Origin of the sequence: Corynebacterium sp. MSK032 (assembly GCF_030232065.1) — a bacterium.
In the GTDB taxonomy this organism is placed as follows: Bacteria; Actinomycetota; Actinomycetes; order Mycobacteriales; family Mycobacteriaceae; genus Corynebacterium; species Corynebacterium jeikeium_D.
Genome location: NZ_JASPJR010000006.1, coordinates 44,132 through 66,309 on the forward strand (window position 1 = coordinate 44,132; position 22,178 = coordinate 66,309).

General features: G+C 60.0%; 21 protein-coding genes. 16 read left to right on the forward strand and 5 right to left on the reverse strand.

Annotated elements, in window-relative coordinates; genetic code table 11:
* Positions 1 to 2 precede the first annotated feature (2 nt).
* From QP995_RS04770 to QP995_RS04800, 7 genes are all read left to right on the forward strand, one after another.
* On the forward strand, positions 3 to 545 hold the full coding sequence (locus tag QP995_RS04770; RefSeq protein WP_284852966.1) for a MaoC family dehydratase: 543 nt from the start codon (positions 3 to 5) through the stop codon (positions 543 to 545).
* 7 nt (positions 546 to 552) lie between these two features.
* On the forward strand, positions 553 to 1,431 hold the full coding sequence (locus tag QP995_RS04775; protein WP_070606698.1) for an HpcH/HpaI aldolase/citrate lyase family protein: 879 nt from the start codon (positions 553 to 555) through the stop codon (positions 1,429 to 1,431).
* A gap of 101 nt (positions 1,432 to 1,532) precedes the next feature.
* Complete coding sequence (locus QP995_RS04780) at positions 1,533 to 3,287, forward strand: AMP-binding protein (RefSeq protein WP_016422174.1); 1,755 nt, start codon at positions 1,533 to 1,535, stop codon at positions 3,285 to 3,287.
* A gap of 4 nt (positions 3,288 to 3,291) precedes the next feature.
* Positions 3,292 to 4,044, forward strand: a complete 753-nt coding sequence (locus QP995_RS04785) for a CoA transferase subunit A (protein ID WP_284852967.1) — start codon at positions 3,292 to 3,294, stop codon at positions 4,042 to 4,044.
* Positions 4,045 to 4,713: a CoA transferase subunit B gene (locus QP995_RS04790; RefSeq protein ID WP_284852968.1), complete on the forward strand. Its 669-nt coding sequence runs from the start codon at positions 4,045 to 4,047 to the stop codon at positions 4,711 to 4,713.
* Between the two features lie 58 nt (positions 4,714 to 4,771).
* Positions 4,772 to 5,980: an acetyl-CoA C-acetyltransferase gene (locus tag QP995_RS04795; protein WP_284852969.1), complete on the forward strand. Its 1,209-nt coding sequence runs from the start codon at positions 4,772 to 4,774 to the stop codon at positions 5,978 to 5,980.
* 133 nt (positions 5,981 to 6,113) lie between these two features.
* Entirely contained in the window at positions 6,114 to 6,977 is an 864-nt protein-coding gene (locus QP995_RS04800; RefSeq protein WP_284852970.1) for an HpcH/HpaI aldolase/citrate lyase family protein, read from the forward strand.
* Here the strand turns inward: QP995_RS04800 and hypD are convergent, their stop codons facing one another.
* Positions 6,978 to 8,129: a hydrogenase formation protein HypD gene (hypD, locus tag QP995_RS04805; RefSeq protein WP_070652868.1), complete on the reverse strand. Its 1,152-nt coding sequence runs from the start codon at positions 8,127 to 8,129 to the stop codon at positions 6,978 to 6,980. It lies immediately after the preceding gene.
* Between the two features lie 16 nt (positions 8,130 to 8,145).
* Positions 8,146 to 8,415: a HypC/HybG/HupF family hydrogenase formation chaperone gene (locus QP995_RS04810; protein ID WP_049172773.1), complete on the reverse strand. Its 270-nt coding sequence runs from the start codon at positions 8,413 to 8,415 to the stop codon at positions 8,146 to 8,148.
* A 123-nt stretch (positions 8,416 to 8,538) separates the two neighbouring features.
* Here QP995_RS04810 and hypE point away from each other — a divergent pair, with 123 nt between their 5' ends.
* Positions 8,539 to 9,681 carry a hydrogenase expression/formation protein HypE gene (gene hypE / locus QP995_RS04815; protein WP_284852971.1) on the forward strand — a complete coding sequence of 381 codons (1,143 nt, stop codon included), beginning with the start codon at positions 8,539 to 8,541 and terminating at the stop codon, positions 9,679 to 9,681.
* Here the strand turns inward: hypE and QP995_RS04820 are convergent.
* Complete coding sequence (locus QP995_RS04820) at positions 9,678 to 12,098, reverse strand: carbamoyltransferase HypF (protein ID WP_284852972.1); 2,421 nt, start codon at positions 12,096 to 12,098, stop codon at positions 9,678 to 9,680. The genes hypE and QP995_RS04820 overlap by 4 nt on opposite strands.
* Between QP995_RS04820 and QP995_RS04825 the strand changes: the two genes are divergently transcribed.
* The 6 genes from QP995_RS04825 (at position 12,097) to QP995_RS04850 (ending at position 18,571) form a co-directional block, all read left to right on the forward strand.
* The gene (locus QP995_RS04825; protein WP_049172778.1) at positions 12,097 to 12,492 is read left to right on the forward strand and encodes a hydrogenase maturation nickel metallochaperone HypA; all 396 of its coding nucleotides are present in this window, start codon (positions 12,097 to 12,099) and stop codon (positions 12,490 to 12,492) included. The genes QP995_RS04820 and QP995_RS04825 overlap by 2 nt on opposite strands.
* A 16-nt stretch (positions 12,493 to 12,508) precedes the next feature.
* Positions 12,509 to 13,327 (forward strand): hydrogenase nickel incorporation protein HypB, encoded by an 819-nt coding sequence (gene hypB / locus QP995_RS04830; protein ID WP_070566216.1) that lies wholly within the window; start codon positions 12,509 to 12,511, stop codon positions 13,325 to 13,327.
* A gap of 332 nt (positions 13,328 to 13,659) precedes the next feature.
* Positions 13,660 to 14,898 carry a hydrogenase small subunit gene (locus QP995_RS04835; protein WP_284852973.1) on the forward strand — a complete coding sequence of 413 codons (1,239 nt, stop codon included), beginning with the start codon at positions 13,660 to 13,662 and terminating at the stop codon, positions 14,896 to 14,898.
* 13 nt (positions 14,899 to 14,911) lie between these two features.
* Complete coding sequence (locus tag QP995_RS04840) at positions 14,912 to 16,660, forward strand: nickel-dependent hydrogenase large subunit (RefSeq protein WP_284852974.1); 1,749 nt, start codon at positions 14,912 to 14,914, stop codon at positions 16,658 to 16,660.
* Complete coding sequence (gene cybH, locus QP995_RS04845) at positions 16,657 to 17,925, forward strand: Ni/Fe-hydrogenase, b-type cytochrome subunit (protein WP_284852975.1); 1,269 nt, start codon at positions 16,657 to 16,659, stop codon at positions 17,923 to 17,925. The genes QP995_RS04840 and cybH overlap by 4 nt, the downstream gene beginning before the upstream one ends.
* Before the next feature lie 61 nt (positions 17,926 to 17,986).
* Complete coding sequence (locus tag QP995_RS04850) at positions 17,987 to 18,571, forward strand: hydrogenase maturation protease (protein WP_049191165.1); 585 nt, start codon at positions 17,987 to 17,989, stop codon at positions 18,569 to 18,571.
* On the opposite strand, the gene QP995_RS04855 is transcribed toward QP995_RS04850, so the two are convergent.
* The gene (locus QP995_RS04855) at positions 18,568 to 18,927 is read right to left on the reverse strand and encodes a hydrogenase maturation nickel metallochaperone HypA/HybF (protein ID WP_172954599.1); all 360 of its coding nucleotides are present in this window, start codon (positions 18,925 to 18,927) and stop codon (positions 18,568 to 18,570) included. The two genes, QP995_RS04850 and QP995_RS04855, sit on opposite strands and share 4 nt — an antisense overlap.
* A gap of 40 nt (positions 18,928 to 18,967) precedes the next feature.
* Between QP995_RS04855 and QP995_RS04860 the strand changes: the two genes are divergently transcribed.
* Together QP995_RS04860 and QP995_RS04865 are read left to right on the forward strand one after the other, a co-directional pair.
* Positions 18,968 to 20,323, forward strand: a complete 1,356-nt coding sequence (locus QP995_RS04860; RefSeq protein ID WP_070862615.1) for a nickel-dependent hydrogenase large subunit — start codon at positions 18,968 to 18,970, stop codon at positions 20,321 to 20,323.
* 4 nt (positions 20,324 to 20,327) lie between these two features.
* Complete coding sequence (locus tag QP995_RS04865) at positions 20,328 to 20,588, forward strand: HypC/HybG/HupF family hydrogenase formation chaperone (protein WP_016422191.1); 261 nt, start codon at positions 20,328 to 20,330, stop codon at positions 20,586 to 20,588.
* Here the strand turns inward: QP995_RS04865 and QP995_RS04870 are convergent.
* Positions 20,585 to 22,171, reverse strand: coding sequence for an LCP family protein (locus tag QP995_RS04870; RefSeq protein WP_048731647.1), 1,587 nt, complete (start codon positions 22,169 to 22,171; stop codon positions 20,585 to 20,587). The genes QP995_RS04865 and QP995_RS04870 overlap by 4 nt on opposite strands.
* Positions 22,172 to 22,178: the final 7 nt, after the last annotated feature.

Sequence of the window (22,178 nt, forward strand, 5' to 3'; positions counted from 1 at the left end):
AAATGGCTGACAACAACGCAACCGACGTCACCCGCGACGTCGTGCAGCGCGGACTGTGGTTCGAAGAGTACGAGGTTGGCGCGCGTTACCTGCACCGTCCGGGGCGAACCGTCACTGAAACCGATGACGTCCTCTTCACGACGCTGACCATGAACACCCAGCCACTGCATCTGGATGCGCACTGGTCGAGCCAGCAGCCGGGATTCGGAGGCGAGCGCCTGGTCAATTCGATGTGGACGCTGTCGACGGTTGTCGGGCTGTCTGTCGGGCAGCTGACGCTCGGCACCATCGTCGCCAACCTCGGCTTCACCGAAGTGGCGTTTCCCGCACCGATGTTCCACAGCGACACCCTGTACGCAGAGACCGTCTGCCGTAACAAGCGCCTGTCCAAGTCCCGCCCCAACCAGGGCATTGTCGAGCTCGAGCACATTGGACGCAACCAGGACGGCACCGTCGTCTGCCGCGCAGTCCGTTCCACGCTCGTCCAATGCGCACCGACTTCGCTTGACGACGGCTCCGAGAACGCAGCTTCAGCGGGGAAGTGAGTGGCTCATGTCTACGCATAACTCCTGGCAGCCGCTGGGCCCTGCAATTCTGTTTGCGCCGGCCGATCGGCCAGAGCGATTCGGCAAAGCTGCTGACCGCGCCGACATGGTGATTCTGGATCTGGAGGATGGCTGTCGCGCAGAAAACCGTGAGGCTGCCCGCGAGGCTATCGTCTCCTGTGACCTCGATCCGGCCCGCACCATTGTGCGTGTCAATCCACCGGAGGTTGAGGACTACGCAGCGGATATTGACATGCTGCGTGGCACCGCTTTCCGCCAGGTGATGCTGCCCAAGGCTTCCTCGGCGCAGCAAGTGGATGAGTTGCTAGCGGCACTGGGGGAGAAGACCCAGGTCATTGCCCTCATCGAAACTCCGCTTGGGGTCATGCGCGCCGAAGAGCTGGCGCAGGCCGATGGCGTCGTTGCGCTGTTCTGGGGCGCAGAGGACCTGGTGGCGGGCTTGGCGGGAACGTCATCACGCTTTAGCGAAGCAGAGGCTGCACTCGCGCCGGGCCGTATCTATGCGGGCAGCTACCGCAGTGTGGCGGTACATACCCGCAGCCACGTTCACCTGGCGGCAGCGGCGCACGGTAAGGCCAGTCTGGATTCCATCTACGTCAATATCTCCGACGCGGATGGGCTAGCTGCGGAGGCAGCCGATGCCGCTGCGTTGGGATTCGCTGCCACCGTCTGTATTCACCCAGGTCAGGTCCCGACAATCCGCCAGGCTTATCGCCCTAGCGACGAGGAGATTGACTGGGCGCGTCGGCTCTTGGCGGAAGCGGAAAAGAACACCGGTGCCTTCAGTTTTGACGGCCAGATGGTGGATGCGCCGCTCTTCCGTCAAGCAGAAGCCATTGCTCGGCGAGCCGCTGTAACCGGTTAGTCCCACAGCCGGTAACTACCACTGATTTATCCCCCTAAAGAACACAATTCCCTCTCACACTCCGCACTATGCGGAGTCACTTAAACCAAGGAGATCTCCCCATGACCGCGACATTGAAGAACCACGCAGAACAGCGCACTGCTGATCCTTCGAAGCTGCCGGAGGGCTTCACCACTGTGCCGGCACCATACGGCAAGGATGTTGTCGATGCTGATGGCAACAAGATGAGCCACGTGTTCGGCGCCGGTGTCGAGCAAGGTGCCGCTCCACTTCGCGATGAGACTCTCGGTGAGAACCTGCGTGCGATTGTGGAGAAATTCCCGTCCCGCGATGCCGTCGTTGACGTCTACGCGGATGTCTCCTTTACCTTTGAGCGTTTCTACAACCGAGTTCTGCGTCTGGCCAGCGCTTTCATCCGTGAGGGCTACCGTCCAGGAGATCGTATCGGCATTTGGTCCACCAACCGCTGGGAGTGGACCGTGGTGCAGTACGCCTGCCACCACATCGGCCTGGTGCTGGTCAACATCAACCCGGCTTACCGCCAGCACGAGCTGAACTACGTGTTGGAAAAGGCAGGTGTGCGTATGGTGTTTGCCGCCCGCCGCTACAAGGACTCCGATTACCGAACCATGCTGATCGAGGCCTCCAAGCAGCGCGGTGTGCGCCTGGACAAGGTCATCTACTTCGGCTCCTCCGAGTGGTACGAGCACATGCACAGCGAAATCGATGACCTGAGCGAGTACACCTCCCAGCTGAAGCCGGATGATCCGATCAACATCCAGTTCACCTCGGGCACGACAGGCTTTCCCAAGGGCGCTACGCTGACGCACCGCAACCTGCTGAACAATGGTTACTTCATCGGTGAGCTGTTGGGCTACACCGAGGCCGACCGCATCTGTGTGCCGGTGCCGTTCTTCCACACCTTCGGCATGGTGATTGGCACCTTCGCCGCCTTCACCCACGGTGCCGCTATTGTCATTCCGGCTCCGTCGTTTAAGGCGCGTGAAACGCTCAAGGCTGTGCACTCGGCTAAGGCCACCAGCCTCTACGGCGTGCCGACGATGTTCATCAATGAGCTTGAAGAAGCCCACGACCAGGAGGAATACGGCTCCCCTTACGACCTGTCGCTGCTGCGCACAGGTGTGATGGCAGGTACCTCGTGCCCGTCGAAGACCATGCGTGATGTGATGGACAAGCTCAATATGCGTGAGATTGCCATCTGTTACGGCATGACCGAGACTTCGCCGGTGTCCTTCCAGACCCGCGCGGATTCCCCGCTGGAAAAGCGCGTCAACACCGTCGGGCAGATCATGCCGCACCTGGAAGCCCGCATCATCTGTGAAGAAACCGGCGAGACCCTACCACGAGGCGAACAGGGCGAGGTCGTCGTCCGTGGATACTCCGTGATGAAGGAGTACTGGGAGCACCCGGAAAAGACCGCCGAGGCCATCGACGCCGACGGCTGGATGCACACCGGCGACCTGGGCGTGCTTGACGACGAGGGCTACCTGTCCATCACCGGACGTATCAAGGACATGCTCATCCGCGGTGGTGAGAACATCTACCCGCGCGAGATTGAAGAGTTCCTGTTCACACACCCGGCTGTTGTCGATGCACAGGTCATCGGCGTGCCGGATGACAAGTATGGCGAAGAAATCATGGCATGGGTAATTCTGCACGACGATGTGGAAGACCTCACCGCCGAGGATGTGGCGGCGTTTGCCCACGGCAAGCTGTCGCGTCACAAGATTCCGCGCTACGTCCACGTCGTCGAGGAGTTCCCGATGACCGCGTCGGGCAAGGTTCGCAAGGTTGAGATGCGTGAGATGGCTCCGCGAATCCTGGGCTGGGTGTAGAACAATGTCAAAAACAACTGATCAGACCGGTCGCGAGCTTGTCGCAGGCCTCGTCACTGATGGAATGACCCTGGCAGTCGGCGGTTTCGGCCTTTGCGGTGTGCCATATACCCTCATCGAGGGCGTGCGCGACTCCGGGGCAAAAGACCTCACCATCGTGTCCAACAACATGGGCATTGACGGCACTGGGCTCGGCATTCTGCTGGAGAACAAGCAGGTGGCAAAGGTAGTGGCCTCCTACGTCGGCGAGAACAAGGAGTTTGCTCGCCAGTACCTCGAAGGAGAAATCGAGGTGGAGTTCACCCCTCAGGGAACGCTGGCAGAGCGGCTTCGCGCAGGTGGCGCAGGTATTCCCGCATTCTACACCGCAACCGGCGTCGGCACGCTCGTTGCAGAGGGCAAGCCCCACGCCGACTTCGACGGACAGACCTACGTGCAGGAGCGTGGCATCGTTGCCGACATCGGCCTGGTGCACGCCTACCACGGCGATATTGACGGCAACCTTGTATATCGCCGGACCGCGCAGAACTTCAACCCGCTGTGCGCAGCATCCGGCAACGTGACCGTTGCAGAGGTGGAGCACTTGCTTGGCCGCGGCGAGATCGACGCAGATCTGGTGATGACTCCGGGTGTGCATATCCAGCACATCGTTCGCGGTGACGGACGCGAGAAGCTCATTGAAAAGCGCACAACTCGGCCACGCAATACCGATTCCAGCCACGATGCCGGTGACGCGGCAGCAGGGGAGGAGATTTAAATGGCACCTGCGAAGACAATTATGGACAAGGGCTGGAGCCGTGACGAGATGGCACAGCAGGCCGCTGAAGAGCTGCGCGATGGCGACTATGTGAATCTGGGCATCGGCATTCCGACACTGGTGGCAAACCATATTCCCGAAGGCGTGCGCGTTCTGCTGCAGAGTGAAAACGGAATTCTGGGAATGGGTGCCTTCCCATATGAAGGCGAAGAGGATGCTGACCTCATCAATGCGGGGAAGCAGACCGTGACATTGGTGCCGGGCGCGGCAATCTTCGACTCCGCCACCAGTTTCGGCATGATTCGCGGCGGTGCCGTGAAAATGGCCGTGTTGGGTGCGATGGAGGTGAGCCAGTGCGGTGACCTGGCCAATTGGATGATTCCGGGAAAGATGGTCAAGGGCATGGGCGGCGCGATGGACTTGGTCGCCGGTACCCCTCGAGTGGTGGTTTTGACCGATCATGTTTCCAAAGATGGCAAACCAAAATTGGTAAAAGCCTGCGAACTGCCCCTCACAGGTGCAAAAGTAGTGAAAAGGATTATTAGCAACCTGGGAAGCTTCGATGTCGCTGATGATCACCTGGTGCTACGCAGGCTGGCACCTGGGGTGACGCTGGCAGATATCGAGGCCAACACCGAAGCCGCATACGTGGCTGACCTCGAGAATTAAATACGCAGCAATCATGGTCAGTCCACACTCATCAGTTTTGACTTAGGAGAATCCATCCATGAGTAACCTTCCAGCTCCCAGCCCGAATGATGTCGTTATCCTCGCTGGTGCCCGCACCCCGCAGGGCAAGCTGCTCGGTCAGCTGGCACCGCTTACTTCCGTCGAACTCGGCGCACATGCTGTCAAGCACGCTGTCCAGCGTTCCGGCGTTGCCCCGGAAGAGGTTCAGCACGTCGTAATGGGCCAGGTGATTCTCGCAGGTGCTGGCCAGAACCCGGCTCGACAGGTCGCCATTAAGGCAGGTCTGCCATGGAATACGACTGCTGAGATCGTTAACAAGGTCTGTCTCTCGGGTCTAAACGCTGTCATTCACGCCGCTCGCCTGATTCGTCTCGGTGATGCAGACGTCGTTGTTGCAGGTGGTCAGGAGTCCATGACGCACGCTCCGCACGTTGCACGCGGTGTTCGTCAGGGCAAGTCCTTCGGTGCGCTGAAGCTGGAGGACACCTTGGAGCGCGACGGTCTGGTCGACTCCTTCGATGGTGTGTCCATGGGTACGCTTACCGACGGTCCGAACAGCGACCTCGGCATTAGCCGCGAGCAGCAGGACGAGGTTGCGGCCGCTTCTCACCAGCGTGCGGCTAAGGCGCAGGAAGACGGTATTTTCGCGCAGGAAATCGCTCCAATCGAGATTCCGCAGCGCAAGGGTGACCCGGTAGTTGTCGACACCGACCAAGGCATTCGCCCGGAGACCACGGTGGAGACCCTGGCTAAGCTGCGCCCGGTCTTCCTGAAGGAAAACGGCACCATCACTGCCGGTAACTCCTCGCCGATTTCCGACGGTGCCGCAGCAGCTGTGCTGGCATCGCGTGCCTACGCAGAAAAGCACGGCCTGGACTACCTCGCAGTTGTGGGCAAGGCTGGCCAGACCGCAGGTCCGGATAACTCCCTGCACGCTCAGCCTGCGGACTCTTTGAAGGAGGCCCTGCGTCGCGCTGAGTGGGATGCGCAGGAGCTCGACTTCATCGAGATCAACGAGGCATTTGGTGCGGTGGCCGTCAAGTCCCTGCGTGAGCTGGACTACCCGCTGGAGAAGACCAACATCCACGGTGGCGCGATTGCCCTCGGCCATCCGATTGGCTGCTCTGGTGCCCGCCTGACTCTGACCGCTGCGATGGAGCTGACCCGTCGCGGTTCGGGGCGAGCTGGTGTGTCCTTGTGCGGTGGCGGCGGTCAGGGCGATGCGCTGCTGCTGTACCGCGACTAATCGCAAAAGGCTGAAAAACTCAGCAAGCCCGCGTTGTGGTTTCCACTCTATGGATGCCACAACGCGGGTTTTGTTGTCTCTTGGGGGAGCCCCTGCGCGAAGGTGATTCGAGTTTTCAATTAGGTTAGGAGCTATGACAGGCTTTAGCTCCCTCGATGGTGAACAGACCTTCCCTTGGCTTCCCTCTGGCCCGGCGCTACTCTTCGCCCCGGCTGACCGTCCGGAACGTTTCCAGAAAGCTGCTGAACGATCGGACATGGTCATCATTGACCTGGAAGACGGCGCTGCCGTTGACAATCACGAGCAGGCACGTGCGAACATCATCAACAATCCGCTCGACCCGGAGACGACTATTCTTCGGATTACCGGTCCCGGGACTCCGACCTTCGCAGAGGATGTCGCCTTTGCCCGTGCATGTGATTACGACATCGTCATGGTGCCCAAGATTCGAGACTCCATCTCCGCAGAGCTCGAGGGGCTGAAGATCATCGCGATGATTGAAACCCCACAGGCCATGATTAATATCCAGCAGATTGCCACGCACCCGGACGTTGTGGGTCTGTTCTGGGGCGCCGAAGACCTGACCGCCGAACTCGGTGGCGTGTCCTCGCGCCAGAGTGTGGATGAAAACCCTCGTCGCCACTACCGCGATCCGCAGCGATTGGCTCGTGCACTCGTTCAGGTGCATGCAGCTGCGGCGGGTATTGCCGCCATTGATGCCGTTCATACTGACTTTCGCGATGAGCGCGGCCAGTACCTAGAGGCTCTCGATGCCGTGGGCTGTGGTTTCCTGGCTACGGCCTGCATCCATCCGGCGATGGTGCCGCCGGTGCGCAAGGCATACAAGCCGTCGGAAGCAACGCTCGCCCGCGCCCGGAAGATTGTCGATCACGCAGGTACGCACACTGGCGCCTTCCAGCTCGATGGCGAGATGATTGACGCGCCCGTCGTAAAGCAGGCGGTGGCAGCGCTCGCGCGTGCGGGAATGACGGAGTAACTAGCGGCGGGATTTCGCCAGGTTCTCGGTGACCTTCCGATCGATGCGGCCGAAGTTGTAGTACGCCGCACACGCGCCTTCGGGGGAGACCATGCAGGTGCCGATGGGGGTCGCCGGGGTGCAGGCGGTGCCGAAGACCGCGCACTGCCAGGGCTTGATGTGGCCGGTGAGCACAGAGCCGCATTCGCAGGTCACGGGATCTGGGATACGGCGCCCCGGCACCTGGAAACGGCGCTCGGCGTCGAATACCGCGTATTCCTCAGAGATGCCGAGGCCGGAGTTTTCAATCCAGCCGAGGCCACGCCACTCGAAGGTGTCGCGGAGGGAAAAGACGCGGTCCATAAGTTTCTGCGCGGTGGTGTTGCCGGAGGAGCGAACGACGCGCGCGTACTGGTTGTCCACCCGCGACTTACCGGCAGCAACGTCGCCGCTGACGAATTGATCCAGCAGCATGACGACGGCCTGGAGCACATCCAATGGCTCAAAACCGGTGACCGCCACTGGCAGATTAAACTCGCGCGGCAGGAACTCAAAGGCGTCCGTGCCGGTGGTTGTAGCCACGTGACCTGGGCCGATGAAACCATCGACCTTGGTTTCGCCGCCGTTGACGATGGCGCGCAGTGGCGGCTCGATGAGTACGTGGTTGGAAAATACGGAGAAGTTTTCCACCCCCTGCCGGCGCGCGGCCTCAACGGTCACGGCTGTCGACGGGGCGGTTGTCTCAAACCCGACAGCGAAGAAAACGACCTGCTTATCCGGGTTGTCGGTGGCGATCTTCAGCGCGTCGAGAGGCGAGTAGACAAAACGCACATCGGCGCCGCGCGCACGTGCCTGCATCAGCGACGTTTCGGACCCCGGCACACGCATCATGTCGCCGAAGGTCGTGAAAATGACGTCTTCCTGCTGTGCCAGCCAAATGGCATCGTCGACGCGACCCATGGGGATGACGCAGACGGGGCAGCCGGGCCCGTGGATCAGCTCGATGTTTTCGGGTAGGAGGTTTTCCAAGCCGTAACGGTAAATGGTGTGCGTGTGCCCGCCACAGACTTCCATCAGCGCGATGGGCTTCTCCAGCTTGGTGGCCTCGCGTTCAATGCGTGCGAGCAGCTTCTTCGCAGCGGCGGGATCGCGGAATTCGTCAACGTATTTCATGGTGCCGTCCAGCCCCTCAGTTGATCTGTGACGATGAGAAGGATTCCAGCTCATCCTCGTAAGTGTCGCCGCCTAGCTGTTTGATTTGCTGGAGCGAAAGTCTGGCTTCTTCCTCGTCGATCTTGCTCATGGCGAAACCGACATGTACGAGAACCCAGTCACCGGCGGTGAGGTTCTCGTCAACAAGTAAATCGGTGGAAATCATGCGTGCGACGCCACCAATTTCCACTGTTGCACGGGCAGCATCGTGGACTTCTGTGATGACGGCAGGGACACCAAGACACATACGCTTCTCCTCGTTTGCAATACTTATCGAGACTACCATCAGAGGCAGCGAACCTCGTTTTCGAAGGACGAGTGACGCAAGCAGTTTTGTCCGCCACCAGCTGTGAAGTTAGGGATAGTGAGCATGCAGCCGAAGAATCGTCTGAACACCAACGAAGCCAAGGTAAACACCAATATTGGTCGCGTTCGGGCACGTCCGTTCAGGCTTCTCGACGACTACGTCACCTTGCAACACGGCTCCGGTGGAAAGGCCTCCGCAGCTCTGGTTGAACAGGTCTTTTTCGACGCCTATGGCAATGAAATTTTAGGGCAGGGTGGCGACTCCGGGCTGTTCGCTGCCGATGCCGTCGTCGAGGCTGCGGCAGCTTCTGCACATGGTGGGGCGCGGTTGGCAATGTCCACCGACTCCTATGTGGTCAATCCCATCGAGTTCCCGGGCGGCGACATCGGGGATTTGGCCGTCAACGGCACGATTAACGATCTGGCGGTAGCTGGAGCCAGGCCCCTGGCGCTGACCGCATCGTTCATTCTGGAAGAGGGGCTGGAGATTGCGACTCTGCGCCGCATTGTGGCGAGTATGCGCGTCGCTGCCGATGCCGCAGGGGTGAGCATCGTCGCCGGCGACACCAAGGTTGTGCCGAAGGGCGCAGGTGACCAGGTCTACATCACCACGGCCGGGGTGGGCGTGGTCCGCGGCGACTACGCCGGTGCCGCTACGGCAGGATCTGTCTACGCAAACATCGAGGCCGGAGACCGCATCCTCGTCTCCGGTCCAATCGCCGATCACGGCATGGCCGTCATGCTCGCCCGCGGCGACTTGGCTCTGGCCGCGCCTATTGAGTCCGATACCCGCGCTGTCAACGGTCTGGTCGAAGCGCTACTTGAAGCTGCACCCGGCACTCGCTGGATGCGCGATGCCACCCGCGGCGGCCTCGGCACGGTCGCCAACGAGCTCGCCCGCGGCACCGGTCTTGGTGTCGTGCTTGACGACGAATCCATTGCAGTCCGTGACATGACCCGTGGCGCCTGTGACATGCTCGGCATCGATCCGCTCTACGTCGCCAATGAAGGCACCTTCGTCGCCGTTGTCCCCGCCGAGCAATCCGAGGCAGCGCTCAGTGCGCTCCACGCAGCCGGAGCTTCCGAGGCTCGTGATATCGGCTCCATCGAGGACGAGCCCGCCGCTTCCGTGGTGCTAGTCACCGGATTCGGTGGCACCCGCATGGTGGACATGTTGGTCGGCGACCCGCTGCCGCGCATCTGCTAGACATCCATGCCGGTTGCCGCCAGCAGGCGACCGGCCATCGCCTGGCCAAGACTCAAGCCGCCATCGCCCGGTGGCACAATTTGATGCTGCAACAGAGTAAAGCCCTCAGCTGCAACTTCGCGCCGCAGCAGCTCCATCAACAGCGCATTATTCGCGCAACCCCCGCTGACGCCGACAACATCGGTGCCGGCTTCCTCCGCAGCCTGCACCAATCGCTTGCCGACGACACCCGCGACCCCACAGTGAAACACAAATGCGGCCTGCTCAGCGTCGGGCGATGCTACCGCCTCCCGGATAACCTCCTGGAGGGGCACTGGTCTGGTCTCTGAACTGACCGCTTCAAGCGCTTCCGCATGTGACCTCACGTAGCGAGTCGCCGCTGCCTCCAACTCCATGGCCGCTTGCGCCTCGTAGCTGATGGCCCCGCCACCGCGCCAGCGAGGAAGCAGCAGAGCTGCGGCGGCATCGAATATGCGGCCGAGAGATGAAGTTTGCACTGTGCCAACTCCCGTCGCCAACTGGCTTTCAACCAGGGTTACTTCGCGCTCGTTTGAGAGGTTGCGCAGGAGGTGGTCGTCGTCAAGCTCCCACTCGTGCGCGAGACCGAGGGCGAGCCGCCACGGGTGCGTGACGGCGCGATCGCCTCCGACCAACGGGAAAGTGGGGCAGTGCCAGGTGCGTTCCCAGGTTGTGGAACTGCGACTGAGCGTGAGGATCTCGCCGCCCCAGATGGTGCCATCGGTGCCATAGCCGGTCCCGTCGAGAGTGGCGACAACTGCATGACCCGCATTGGGGGAGAGGAGACGGTGCTCCGCGAGTAGGGAGAGCGCGTGTGCGAAGTGGTGCTGAACTGCGAGGAGTTCGATGTCGTGCTCGGCGGCGAAGCGTTCGGCGAAGGCGGTCGTGGCGTAGCCCGGATGAAGATCGCAGACGACAAGCTCCGGGGTCGCGTCGCGCATGGAAAGGAGCTGTTCAACTGTTCTCTGGTAGGCCTTCTGGCTGGCCCACGACCCCATGTCGCCAATGTGCGCGGAGACGTGAGCGAGGTCCCCATGCGCGATAGCAAAAGTGTTCTTCAGCTCTCCGCCGGTCGAGAAAATGGTGGGTTGGGACGTGCTCCGGGTGCTGGTGCCAGGGCCAGGGCCAGTGCCAGGGCCAGTGCCAGGGCCAGGGCCAGTGTGGCTACGAGAATCGGTGGGCGTGATTGAAACGGGGACGGGAGCGAAGCCGCGGGACCGGCGCGATGGGGCGGTGCCGATGAAAACCGAATCTTCAACGGGTACGTGGATTTCGCGGTCGTGGAGGATGAAAGCGTCGGCGATGTGACCGAGCTTCTTCAGCGCGTCGGCATTGTCGGTACAGACGGGCTCGCCACTGAGGTTGCCGCTGGTGACCACGAGCGGGCGATCGCAAAGCAGCAGGTGAATGCCTGAGTACGGAAGCATAATCCCGAAGCTGTCGAGGCCCGGTGCGATGAGATTGGAAAGCGGCCCCGACCGCTGCTTCGGTACAATCACAATCGGTGCCTCAGGGGAGTCGAGGAAACGCTTCTCCTGCTCAGTTAATTCAACCAGTTGGGCAGCGGTGTCAACAGTGGGGGCCATTACCGCCAACGGTTTGTCGGGTCGACGTTTGCGCATCCGTAGTTTCTCGCAGGCAGCGTCATTGGTGGCATCGCAGACCAGGTGAAAACCACCAATACCTTTGACGGCGAGCAGGGCGCCGTCGTCAAGCAGTGCGTGTGCGCGACGAAAGAGCGCGAGAACCTCCTCGCGGGAGGTGGCGGTGGTGGTGCCGCCTGCATCGTGCCAGCTCAGACGCGGGCCACAGTCGAAGCAGCTGATTGGCTGAGCGTGATAGCGGCGGTCGGTAGGGTCGGTGTACTCGCGCTCGCACGGGGTGCACATCGGAAAGGCCGCCATAGTGGTGCGCGGGCGGTCGTAGGGCAGTTCAGTGATGATGGACAGGCGCGGTCCGCAGTTGGTGCAGGAGATGAAAGGGTAGAGGTAGCGCGGGTTGGTAGGGTCGAAAAACTCACGGCGGCAGTCCGGGCACAGTGCAGTGTCGGGCGGAAGCAGTGCGCGGCCGGAGTAGCTGTGGCGAGAGGGCACGATGGTGAACTCGCGCTCATGGCCCAGTGTCGCGATGTGCTCGGCGGAGTGATTGATGATGCGGGCAAGCGCCGGCAGTTCGGTGAAAAGCTGGCTGCGGAAGGCAGCGAGGGCGTCCGGTGGGCCTTCTACCTCGATGAATACGCCCTGCTCATCGTTGCCACAGAAGCCGACGAGACCCGCGCGCCGGGCGATGGTGGCGACAAAAGGGCGGAATCCGACCCCCTGGACGATACCTTCGATACGCCAGCGAATGCGTTGAATGCTCGTACCCATCCCCGCCCCGGTCGCGCCTGCCTTTTCCATGCATTCAACTTTACGTAAGCGGCTCGGGTCCGTTCGCACTGCTAGTTTGGAGATTGTGCACGAAGTAGCGTTGAGCATGCAGTTAGCGAAGGTTGTCACGAGAGCAGCCGAAGGTCGAACTGTACGCACTGTGCACCTGCGGATAGGCGCTCTACGGCAGGTTGTGCCAGAAACCCTTTCATACGCGTGGGATTTCGTCAGTCGCGATACCGGTTTGGGGGACGCGAAATTGGATATTGACTGGGTACCTGCGGTTGTCGAATGCGCGCACGGGCATCGCGAACAGGTGGGGCCACTCGACGGCCTGCTGTGCCCCACGTGTGGAAAGCCAGGACGCGTAATCTCGGGGGAAGAGTTCACAATCGTCGACATCGACGTCGACACGCACAAGTAGGAAAGACGGTTTTATCATGGGACGTTTCCACCGGCATGACGGCGATGACGCACACCACCATCACCACCATCATCATGACCACGACCATGACCACCATCACGGCCATGACCACGTTCATCTCGCCGATCCCGATGACACTAGCCACGGCGACCACTCGGGTTATGAAACCGGCGTGGAACGCGTGACCATCCTCGAGGACATCTTCAGCGAGAACGACCACCGCGCGGAGCATAATCGCGAGCTGCTTGCTGAGCATGGCGTGGAAGCCATCAACCTGATGAGCTCCCCGGGTTCAGGCAAGACTGCGCTGTTGGAGAAGACACTGGCGGCTGCGCAGGGAAAGCTGCGCGTCGGCATTATCGAGGGCGATATTGAGACGGCTCTCGATGCCGACCGCTTGGAGGGCTACGGGGCACAGATTTCGCTGCTGAACACGGGCAACGGATTCGGTGGTGAATGCCACTTGGACGCCCCGATGGTCTCCCGCGCGCTCGAGGGGCTGGATTTGGCCACGCTTGACCTGGTCATGATTGAAAATGTGGGAAACCTTGTCTGTCCGGCTGAGTTTGAGGTCGGTGAGACTCGCAAGGCAATGGTCTACTCCATCACCGAGGGGGAGGATAAGCCGGTCAAGTACCCGGTGATGTTCCGCTCTGTGCAGGTAGTGGTTATCAACAAGATGGACCTTGCCCCGTACCTTGACTTCGACATGGAGCTCTTCCGCGCCAACCTGGAAAAGGTCAATCCAGGCGTGAAGGTGATTGAGGTCTCCGCTAAGACTGGGGAGGGCATCGACGAATGGCTCCGTTGGGTCAACCCTGCGCTGGTTGATTAAGCGCGCGCCGGGGGGCCGTCGTGAAGCAATGGGGGCGTCACGGCATGCTTGACGACGGCCCCGTTACCCCCCTCGCTTCGCTCCACCTTAGTGGGGGATAGGTGATATCCCGCTGTAATCTGCGGCGGTTTTTCACGTTCACTACCTGTACCTGGAGCTATATTTACGCAACATTTATCTTGCATATTATTTTGTTATAACCGCAGCGCAGCACCATTATTCAGGTTGTTCTTAGGTCGCTATACTTGGCCATGTATAGGCAATGGGCCTTGGTAGTTGTAAAACCTCGAAACCAATATTCCTAATAACTAAGCAGAAGGCGCAGCGAAAAAATGATTAGTGGCGCGAATTGGCAGGAAGGGACCCTCGGCGAAAACCTCGCTAGAGCTGGTGTCTCACGGCGCAGTTTCATGAAGTTTTGTGGCACTATGGCGGCAATTTTTGCCGCCGGAACTCCGAATGTCGGTGAGGCTGCGGCGCAGTCACTGACTCCCTCGGCGGAGGAAATCGCAGATAAGCTCTCGGCTGTAAAGAAGCCGAAGGTGGCTTGGCTGCAGTTGCAGGAATGTACCGGATGTATGGAATCCGTATTGCGTTCCGGAGGCACCACTGCTGAAGATGTGGTGCTGAACCTGGTTTCGATGGACTACAACGAGCTGCTCATGGCACCGTCCGGGCATGCGGCTGAAAAGGCTTTGGACGACATGAATGCCGAGGATCACATTCTGGTGGTCAATGGCTCGATTCCGACCGGCGAGAACGGTGCGTACTGCACCATTGGCGGTAAGTCGGCAGAACAGGTGCTGCTCGAGGCTGCTGAGAAGGCCACGGCAATCCTGGCCGTTGGTGCCTGCGCAGTCTGGGGTTCTGTCCAGGCTGCTAAGCCGAATCCGACCGGTGCCAAGGGTGTCGATGAGATTATCAAGGACAAGCCGGTGATTAACGTCTCTGGTTGTCCGCCGATTGGTGAGGTGATTACGGCCACCCTGACGTACGTACTCACTTATGGCAAGACACCGGAGGTCGACGCTGAGGGGCGGCCAAAGTTTGCCTATGACCAGCGTATTCACGACTCCTGCCCGCGTCGCGCGCATTACGATGCCGGTCAGTTCGTGAAAACCTTCGACGACGAAGGCGCACGAAACGGCTGGTGCCTTTACGAGGTCGGCTGTAAGGGGCCATCCACGTTTAGCCCATGCCCAATCGTGCAGTGGAACCTTAAGTCCGGTTGGCCAATTGGTGCTGGTCACCCATGTATTGGCTGTACTGAGAAGGACTTCTTCGACCAGTTCACTCCGTTCTACGATAAGCTGCCGGGAATCCCGGGTATTGGAGTGGAGTCCAGCGTGAACAAGGTCGGCGTTGGACTGCTGGCTGCCACTGCCGCAGGTGCCGCGGTCCATGGCGGACTCACATTGGTGAAGGAACTGAAGATAAGGCGCTCCAACGGCGAAGAAAAGGTGTTGGCTGCGTTTGGTGGTGTGGAAGGCCGGAAGCCACCGATGGTCGACCTTCCTTCAAACGCACCAGGCACGCAGAGCGAGACAGCATCCGATTCGAAGGACAACTAAGGGGGCATAGGACATGGCTACGGAAAAAGTTGTAATCGACCCGATTACCCGAATCGAGGGACACCTTCGCATTGAGCTGGAGCGCGAGGGAGACCAGATCAAAACCGCGTGGAGTGAGACTACTCAGTTCCGCGGTATCGAAACCATTGTGAAAAACCGCGATCCTCGCGATGTCTGGGCATTCGTTGGTCGTATCTGTGGTGTGTGCACGGGTACTCACTCGGTGGCGTCCATTGCCGCTGTCGAAGATGCCATTGGCTCGACACCGCCCCCGCAGGCACGTCGTATTCGCGACCTGGTGATTGGCTCGCAGGAGATTCACGACCACGTCGTTCACTTCTACCACCTTCACGGTCTGGACTGGATTGATGTCACGAAGGCTCTCGAGGCAGATCCGAAGAAGACCGTTGAGTTCGCGCAGTCGATCGGCTCGACGTGGAAGGGCAACAACGAAGAAACCTTCGCCCGGGTCAAGGAGACCGTGCAGGGCATTGTGGACTCCGGCCAGCTGTCCATCTTCACCGGCGGCTACTGGGGACATGAGGACTACCGCTTGCCACCTGAGGCCAACCTGATGGCAGTGTCGCACTACCTCGACGCCTTGGCTTTCCAGCGCTCTATCATCCGCATTAACACCGTCTTCGGCGGTAAGAATCCACACCCGAACTTCCTGGTCGGAGGCATGGCGTGCTCCATCGACCCGGAACGCTCTGAGACGGTCAACCAAGTCGGCATTGATCAGATAAAGTCCTGGATCGACGAGATCGTGGAGTTCGTCAATGACTGCTTCTACCCAGATGCAGTCGCCATCATGAGCGTTTACAAGGACTACTTCGACATCGGTCGCTCCTCCGACAGCTTCCTGGCGATAGGCATGGCCGGCGCCACTTACTCCGGCGACCCGGCTAAGTCCCGTGTCCAGACCGTGCATCCAGACATCAAGCCCGGTGTCATTCTCGACGGTGACTACACCAAGCTCCACCCATTCCAGCCGGAAAAGATCGAGGAATTCATCAACTCCGCCTGGTACACGCAGGAAGCCGGCGATGATGTCGGCCTGAAGCCGTACGACGGCGAGACAACTGTGAACTATACCGGCCCGAAGCCGCCGTATGAGTGGCTGTCGGACAATGAAAAGTACACCTGGTCGAAGGCGCCGCGTTACGACGGTCGCGCTGTTCAAGTGGGCCCGGTTGCTCGTGTGCTGTTGGCGTACCTGCAGAAGGAGCCGGAGACAATGCGCCTGGTCGACGAGGTCATGGATAAGCTCGACCTGCGCATTGAGCAGATGAACTCCACTGCGGGACGCACCTACGCACGCGCTGTGGAGTCGGTGACCACCGCCAATTACTTGGCAGATCATATTTTCCCGGAGTTCGTTGAGGCCCTGAAGAACGGCGACATCGATGTCTTCGACAACAGCCGTTGGGAGCCGACCACGTGGCCGGAAAAGTGCCAGGGCGTGGGTTTCCTCGAGGTCGCTCGTGGCATGCTCAGCCACTGGGTCAAAATTGAAAATGGCAAGGTGACCAACTACCAAGCCGTGGTTCCCACCACGTGGCTGGCCGGTGGCCGTGACCCGAAGGGGCAGCTTGGCCCATACGAGCACGCGCTGGCTGGCGATGGCACACATCCGCTGGTTGATCCCGAGCAGCCGCTTGAACCACTTCGCACGATTCATTCCTTCGATCCATGTATGGCCTGCGCAGTCCACATTTTGGATCCGGCTGGTCAGGAAATGTTTAAGGTGACGACGGCATGACACCCCCAGTGAGTGAAAATCCGGAACTGCGACTAAAAGATTCCAAGGGCAACCCCCTGGTTATTGCGGTTATTGACGCACACACCAGCCACTGGTTGTCGCCATCCGAGGTCATTCAGGCCGCAGCAATTGTCCCGGACGACTCCCGCGATCCTGTCGACCTTGCGCTAAAGGTCAGCTTGCGTCGTCGTCGTGACGATCTTTTCCACCTCGACGGCACGCCACTGATGAAACTGACCCCGGATTCCTACGACCCGGCGACGCCTGACCGCCGTTACTCCATTGCCAAGGTGCACGGCCTCAACATTGCGGATCAAACGGTCGATGTCGCCATCATGCGCGGTGAATTGAATGCGGTCGTTGAGGCATCCACGATGTCCCGTGAGGAAGGCGTTCTACTTCGTCGTAACGCGAACATGCATCATGGTCGCGGGCACCGCAGCATGGGCGTCGCGCTTGCGCCCATTGACAAAGACGGAAATATCATCGGAGAGTTCATCTTCGAAGGATTCGTGGCAATGGGGCTGCGGAAACTCGACGAGGCCATTGCGGAGAACAAGAAGGGCTCCGGTTCGTGGGTCGAGGTTCACCTGTGGGGATGGGCGCTGCGCGTTCAACATTGGTTGAACCTGGCGCTGATGTTGGTGATGACCTTTACTGGCTGGTACATCATGCAGCCCTATTTGACTGAGCGCACCTATGACGGCTCGGCCGCGGGATTCGCGATGGGATATGTCCGTTTCGCGCACTTCTTAGCCGGATTCCTATGGATCGCGGTGGGGCTATGGCGTGTCATTCTGCTGTTTGTTACCCACGACCGACAAACACGATGGCGTGCGCTATGGCCGATTCATAACAAGCAGGATGTTAAAGACCTCTGGCACACGATGCAGTACTACCTCTTCCTGCGCAAGGAAGGGCCGTTCTACTTCGCTCACAATCCGCTGCAGCAGCTGGCGTACACCGGCATTTATGCGATGTGTTTCATTCAGATGCTCACAGGTTTGTCGCTATACGCGATGATGGATCAGTCCAACTGGTTCTTCCAGCTGCTGGCTATGCCGACGCACTGGATTGGCATCGGCTACTTCCGCCTGATTCACACAATCATCATGTACCTGATTTGGCTCTTCGCCATCATTCACGTCTACTTGGTCATCCGCTCCGATGCGGTGCACAACCACGGTGGTCTGTCCTCGATGATTGGTGGCTCTGTCTGGCTACCGCGCGGCACGCAACCGGTTGACTCTCCACGCATTGGATAGGAGATCATTGGGTAACGATAAGGTGTCCGACGCAGTCACCGGTGCTGATGCTGGCACTCCGTTGGTGACGGTTCTTGGCATCGGCAACCCCGTCATGGGCGACGACGGCATTGGTCTCGAGCTGCTGAGGCGCCTTGCCCCAGAACTGGAATCTGCAGGCATGGGGCAGACAACGCAGGCCGGGGATTCTGCGCATCTGGTCTGGTCGCCCTCCAACCTCGATGATCCTGCGAACCTCGCCGGGCGAGGGGACGAATGGACGGGTGCGGTTGCCTACATCGATGGTGGCACCTGCGGTATGGAGTTGCTGCCCATCGTGCAGGAGGCCAAGAACCTATTGTTGCTCGACGCTCTCGCTGGTCCGGGGGATCCCGGTACCGTCGTCAAGCTCGTCGGTGACCAGATCCCTAGACTATTGGCGGCAAAGCTGTCCGCGCATCAGGTCGGCTTGCTGGATTTGCTCACAGCGGCGCGCCTGCTGGGGCAGGAGCCTGAGCGCGTCGGTGTAGTGGGAGTGGTCTACGAGTCGGCTGACATGGTGGTGGGGCTCAGCAACACGGCACTTGGCGGCATTGAGGAGGCGACTGAGGTTGCGCGCGAGCTCATCGACAGCTGGCTTGCCGACGAGCGCGACAGTGACGTCTAACCCTCGCCCTCAGCGCTGACCTCAATACTGGAGATTTCAAACTCGCGGCCGTGCCGCAAATCCGCAGTTGGGGTGCCGCAGACAGGGCAGGTTAGAGCATAGAATTCATCAATTTCATGCTCAGCCTCGCAGGTGGGGCAGTAGACCGTCGAGACAATGAGCTCGGCATCTAACTCGGCGCCCTCACACTGCGTCGCGGCACTGGCCACAGGCCATGCGGCGATGAGGGAATCGTAGACGACCCCGGAGCGGTCGCCCACACGCATTGACACCTTTGTCACGGTACGTCCCGGGCAGACCTCGGCAATCTTTTCCACCACGCTGGTCAACAATCCAAGCTCATGCACAGATACCATTATGGCGAAGCACTCAGCGCGAAGGAGGCGCAGGCGGACCATGTCATCCAAATCCGTTCCGGTTACCCAGCACATCCAGCTCGATGAGCTTGTTGACCCATTCGAGGCACGACTGGATGTCTATCGCGATGACAACGGCGCCATCACACAGGTGTCCTTCGACCTTTCAGGGCTGCCGCGTATCGACGGGATGCTCGTGGGCAAGCAGGCATTAGATGTGCCAGATATCACCAAGCGGCTGTGTGGCCTGTGCCCGGTTGTGCATCATCTTGCAGGTGTACGGGCGGTGGAGGACCTCTACGGGATTTCCGATATTCCCCGCACCGCACAGTTGATTCGAGAGCTGCTGGCGGCCGGGTCGACCTTGGATAATCTAGCGACCAAGTTTGTGGCCGCCGACCGCGAGGGGGCGCGGGCAATGAAGCGTGCGGGAAAAGCTCTGATGCGTGCAGCGGGGGCACCGTCGCACTTCCCGGATGTCGCCGTCCCCGGCGGTGTGCGCGCGGCAGTGGATAAGACGCTTGTTTCTGAGGCCGAAAGTGCTCTGGAGGCGCTGGCTGAGACGGCGGTAATCAAGGAAGTGGAGCTTCTTGCCGCCCCCGATGCTTCTGGTGCTTGGACGGATACTTTTGACGGTCTCGACGTCGCAGTCGTCGACGCTGACGGTGAACTTGCTCCGCTGGGAAATTACCTGGCAGTCGCGCGGCACGACACCGATACCGCAGCGCAGATTTTCCCGGCTGCTGATTGGCCTACACGTGTTCGGGAATCCCGTCCGGGCGATGCCGCTCCCAGGCCGGTGTTTGATGCCTCGAAGGAGCTGGGCAAGGATGGTTGTGAAGGTCAGCGGGCAGATTTTTACCGGGTGGGGCCGGTCTCCAGGCAGGTTGTCGTCGATAAGCGTGGAATCAGCCCACGCGACGCCCAACGCCAGCTTCTCGCCGACACCGTGGCCTGGGCGAAGCGGGTGCTTGCCGACGGGGAGCTGCTCGGCGACCATGTGTGCAATCCGAATGCTGCGACGGCGATTGAGAATGCTGACTTTGAAGAACCTCGCAGCGGTGTCGGGATGATTGACGGGCCACGTGGGCTGTTAGTGCATCGTTATACGGCAGGAGCTGACGGCATCATTACGGATTGTCAGATTATGACACCGACTGCGCAGAATGAACCCTGGCTGACGCGTATGCTTACCGAGCAGCTGTGCGGTGGCGGGGAGACTGCGGGGGTCGAGAAGTCGATTTGGGCCGCTGATCCGTGCCTACCGTGTAGTTCGGCACCTGCGGGAGTGATGACATTCACGATGCAGGAACATGCCGGTGCACCTGCGGACAATATAACAACGGATAGCCCTGGTTCGGCGGACGCCCCGACTGTAGTGGAGAGGACGAAGTAACACGATGTGTCTTGGAATTCCTGCCCGGGTTTTGGCAATCGCCGATGGTCCATTGCCGATGGCGACGGTGGATATGGCGGGGCAGAAGCGGCAATGCTCGGCAATGTACGTGCCTGAGCTGGTGGCAGGTGATTGGGTGTTCGTCCAGAACGGGTTCATCATGAACGTGCTGGACGAACAGGAGGCCAAGGAGGCCTTGGCCGCAATTGAGGAATATAACCTCATCGAACATGTCGCTGAGGTCTCCCCGAAGGGACGGGCCTAGTTCACGCAGGTCACGCCGGCGGCGTCGATAGCGGGGCGATCTTCCTGCGGAATTGCCCCGCCTTCCTGGCCGATGACATCGCCATTGGAACCATCTTCGACTTCAGGCGCGGGTTCGGCACCGTCGCCCGAATCAGCGGCCATTCCCTCTGATGTCAATCCCGGGCCTTCGTAGTCACCGGCAATTGTCACTGAGATGTGGTGCGGATCGAGGTATGGATCGTGGACAATCGGTACGCCACCGAGTGCCTCAGAGATGGCCTGCGCTGCCGGATCCTCTGGGTCAGCCGCATTGATCTGGCTGGAGGCAACGCCGGCGAACTCAGCGTTGCCGACCTCGCCCTGGGTGTAGCCCTTTTCCGTTAAGAAGCCTGAGACGCCGCTGGCCAAACCTTCAATGCCTGTGGCGTTGTAAACGCTGACCGTAGTTTCAGCCGCGTTGGGGTCAGCCTTCTTTTCGTCTTCTTCCTTCGCCGGAGCTTTTTCTTCCTTGGTGCCCAGCAGGGTCTCGAAGTACTTGTGAACCTGGCCCTTATCGATTGTGACCACCGACTCGCCATAGTCACCGACACCGTCAATCGAGGTCACCGGGATAGTTTCAAACTTCACGTTGCCACCACTGAGGCCCTGCATCTGGGTGGCAAATCCGGTGACATCCCAGTTGTCGTCGAGCACCACCGAACGCTGGACGGCGTTGCCCAGTTCAGACAGCTTCGCGGGATTAGACAGCGTGCCAGCGCCGAGCAGCTTATTGGTGAACGAGGCCATGAAGACCTGCTGGCGAGTAATTCGGTCGAGGTCACCGCGGGGCAGACCATGGCGCTGGCGGACGAATGAGAGCGCGTCGGCGCCCTTCAATGTCTGTGAGCCCGCTGGGAAATCTGCACCCGAGAACTCGTCGTAGACAGCCTCATTCAGACATACATCGACACCGCCGATGGCATCGGTGAGCAGGACGAAGCCGAGCAGGCCAACTTCTGCGTAGTGGTCAACGGTGATACCGCTGAGGTCGCTAATGGTTTCAATCAGAGCTCTACGTCCGGCCTCGGTCGAGCGACGCTCAATGTCTTCCGGCGAGGCCCCGCTTCCTGCGAGTTCCTCTTCCACCATTTGCTTTGTGTTGCCGTAGACACCATTAATCTTTGTGTTGCCTAGGCGATTGGTGTGGACATAGGTATCGCGCGGAATGGAAATTGCCGTCGCTGAAGAACCATCGGCAGGAACACGAATCACAATAATCGTGTCTGTATTCGTGGCTTCTTCGTCGCCGGCACGCAGAAGCTCAACTTCTTCCGGAGTCAGCGGGTTGCCCTGGGCATCGGTGCGAGAGTCGGAGCCGACGAGCAGAATATCGGTTGCACCGTCCTTCTCACTGCCCAGACCGAAGTCGCCACCCGAACCCAAGTTGTCGGTGGTTCTACCAAGTGTCCACCAGCCAACTGCGGAAATAACCAGGATAATGGCTGAGAGCAGCACAAGCGCATTGCGTAGCATCGGCGGCCAAGCTTGGGCTGTACTCTCTGCAGAGGACGGTGGCGCTTGAATATCGCGTGCGTGACGCGCGCGTGGCGTGTGGCTGCTCAAACCGGGG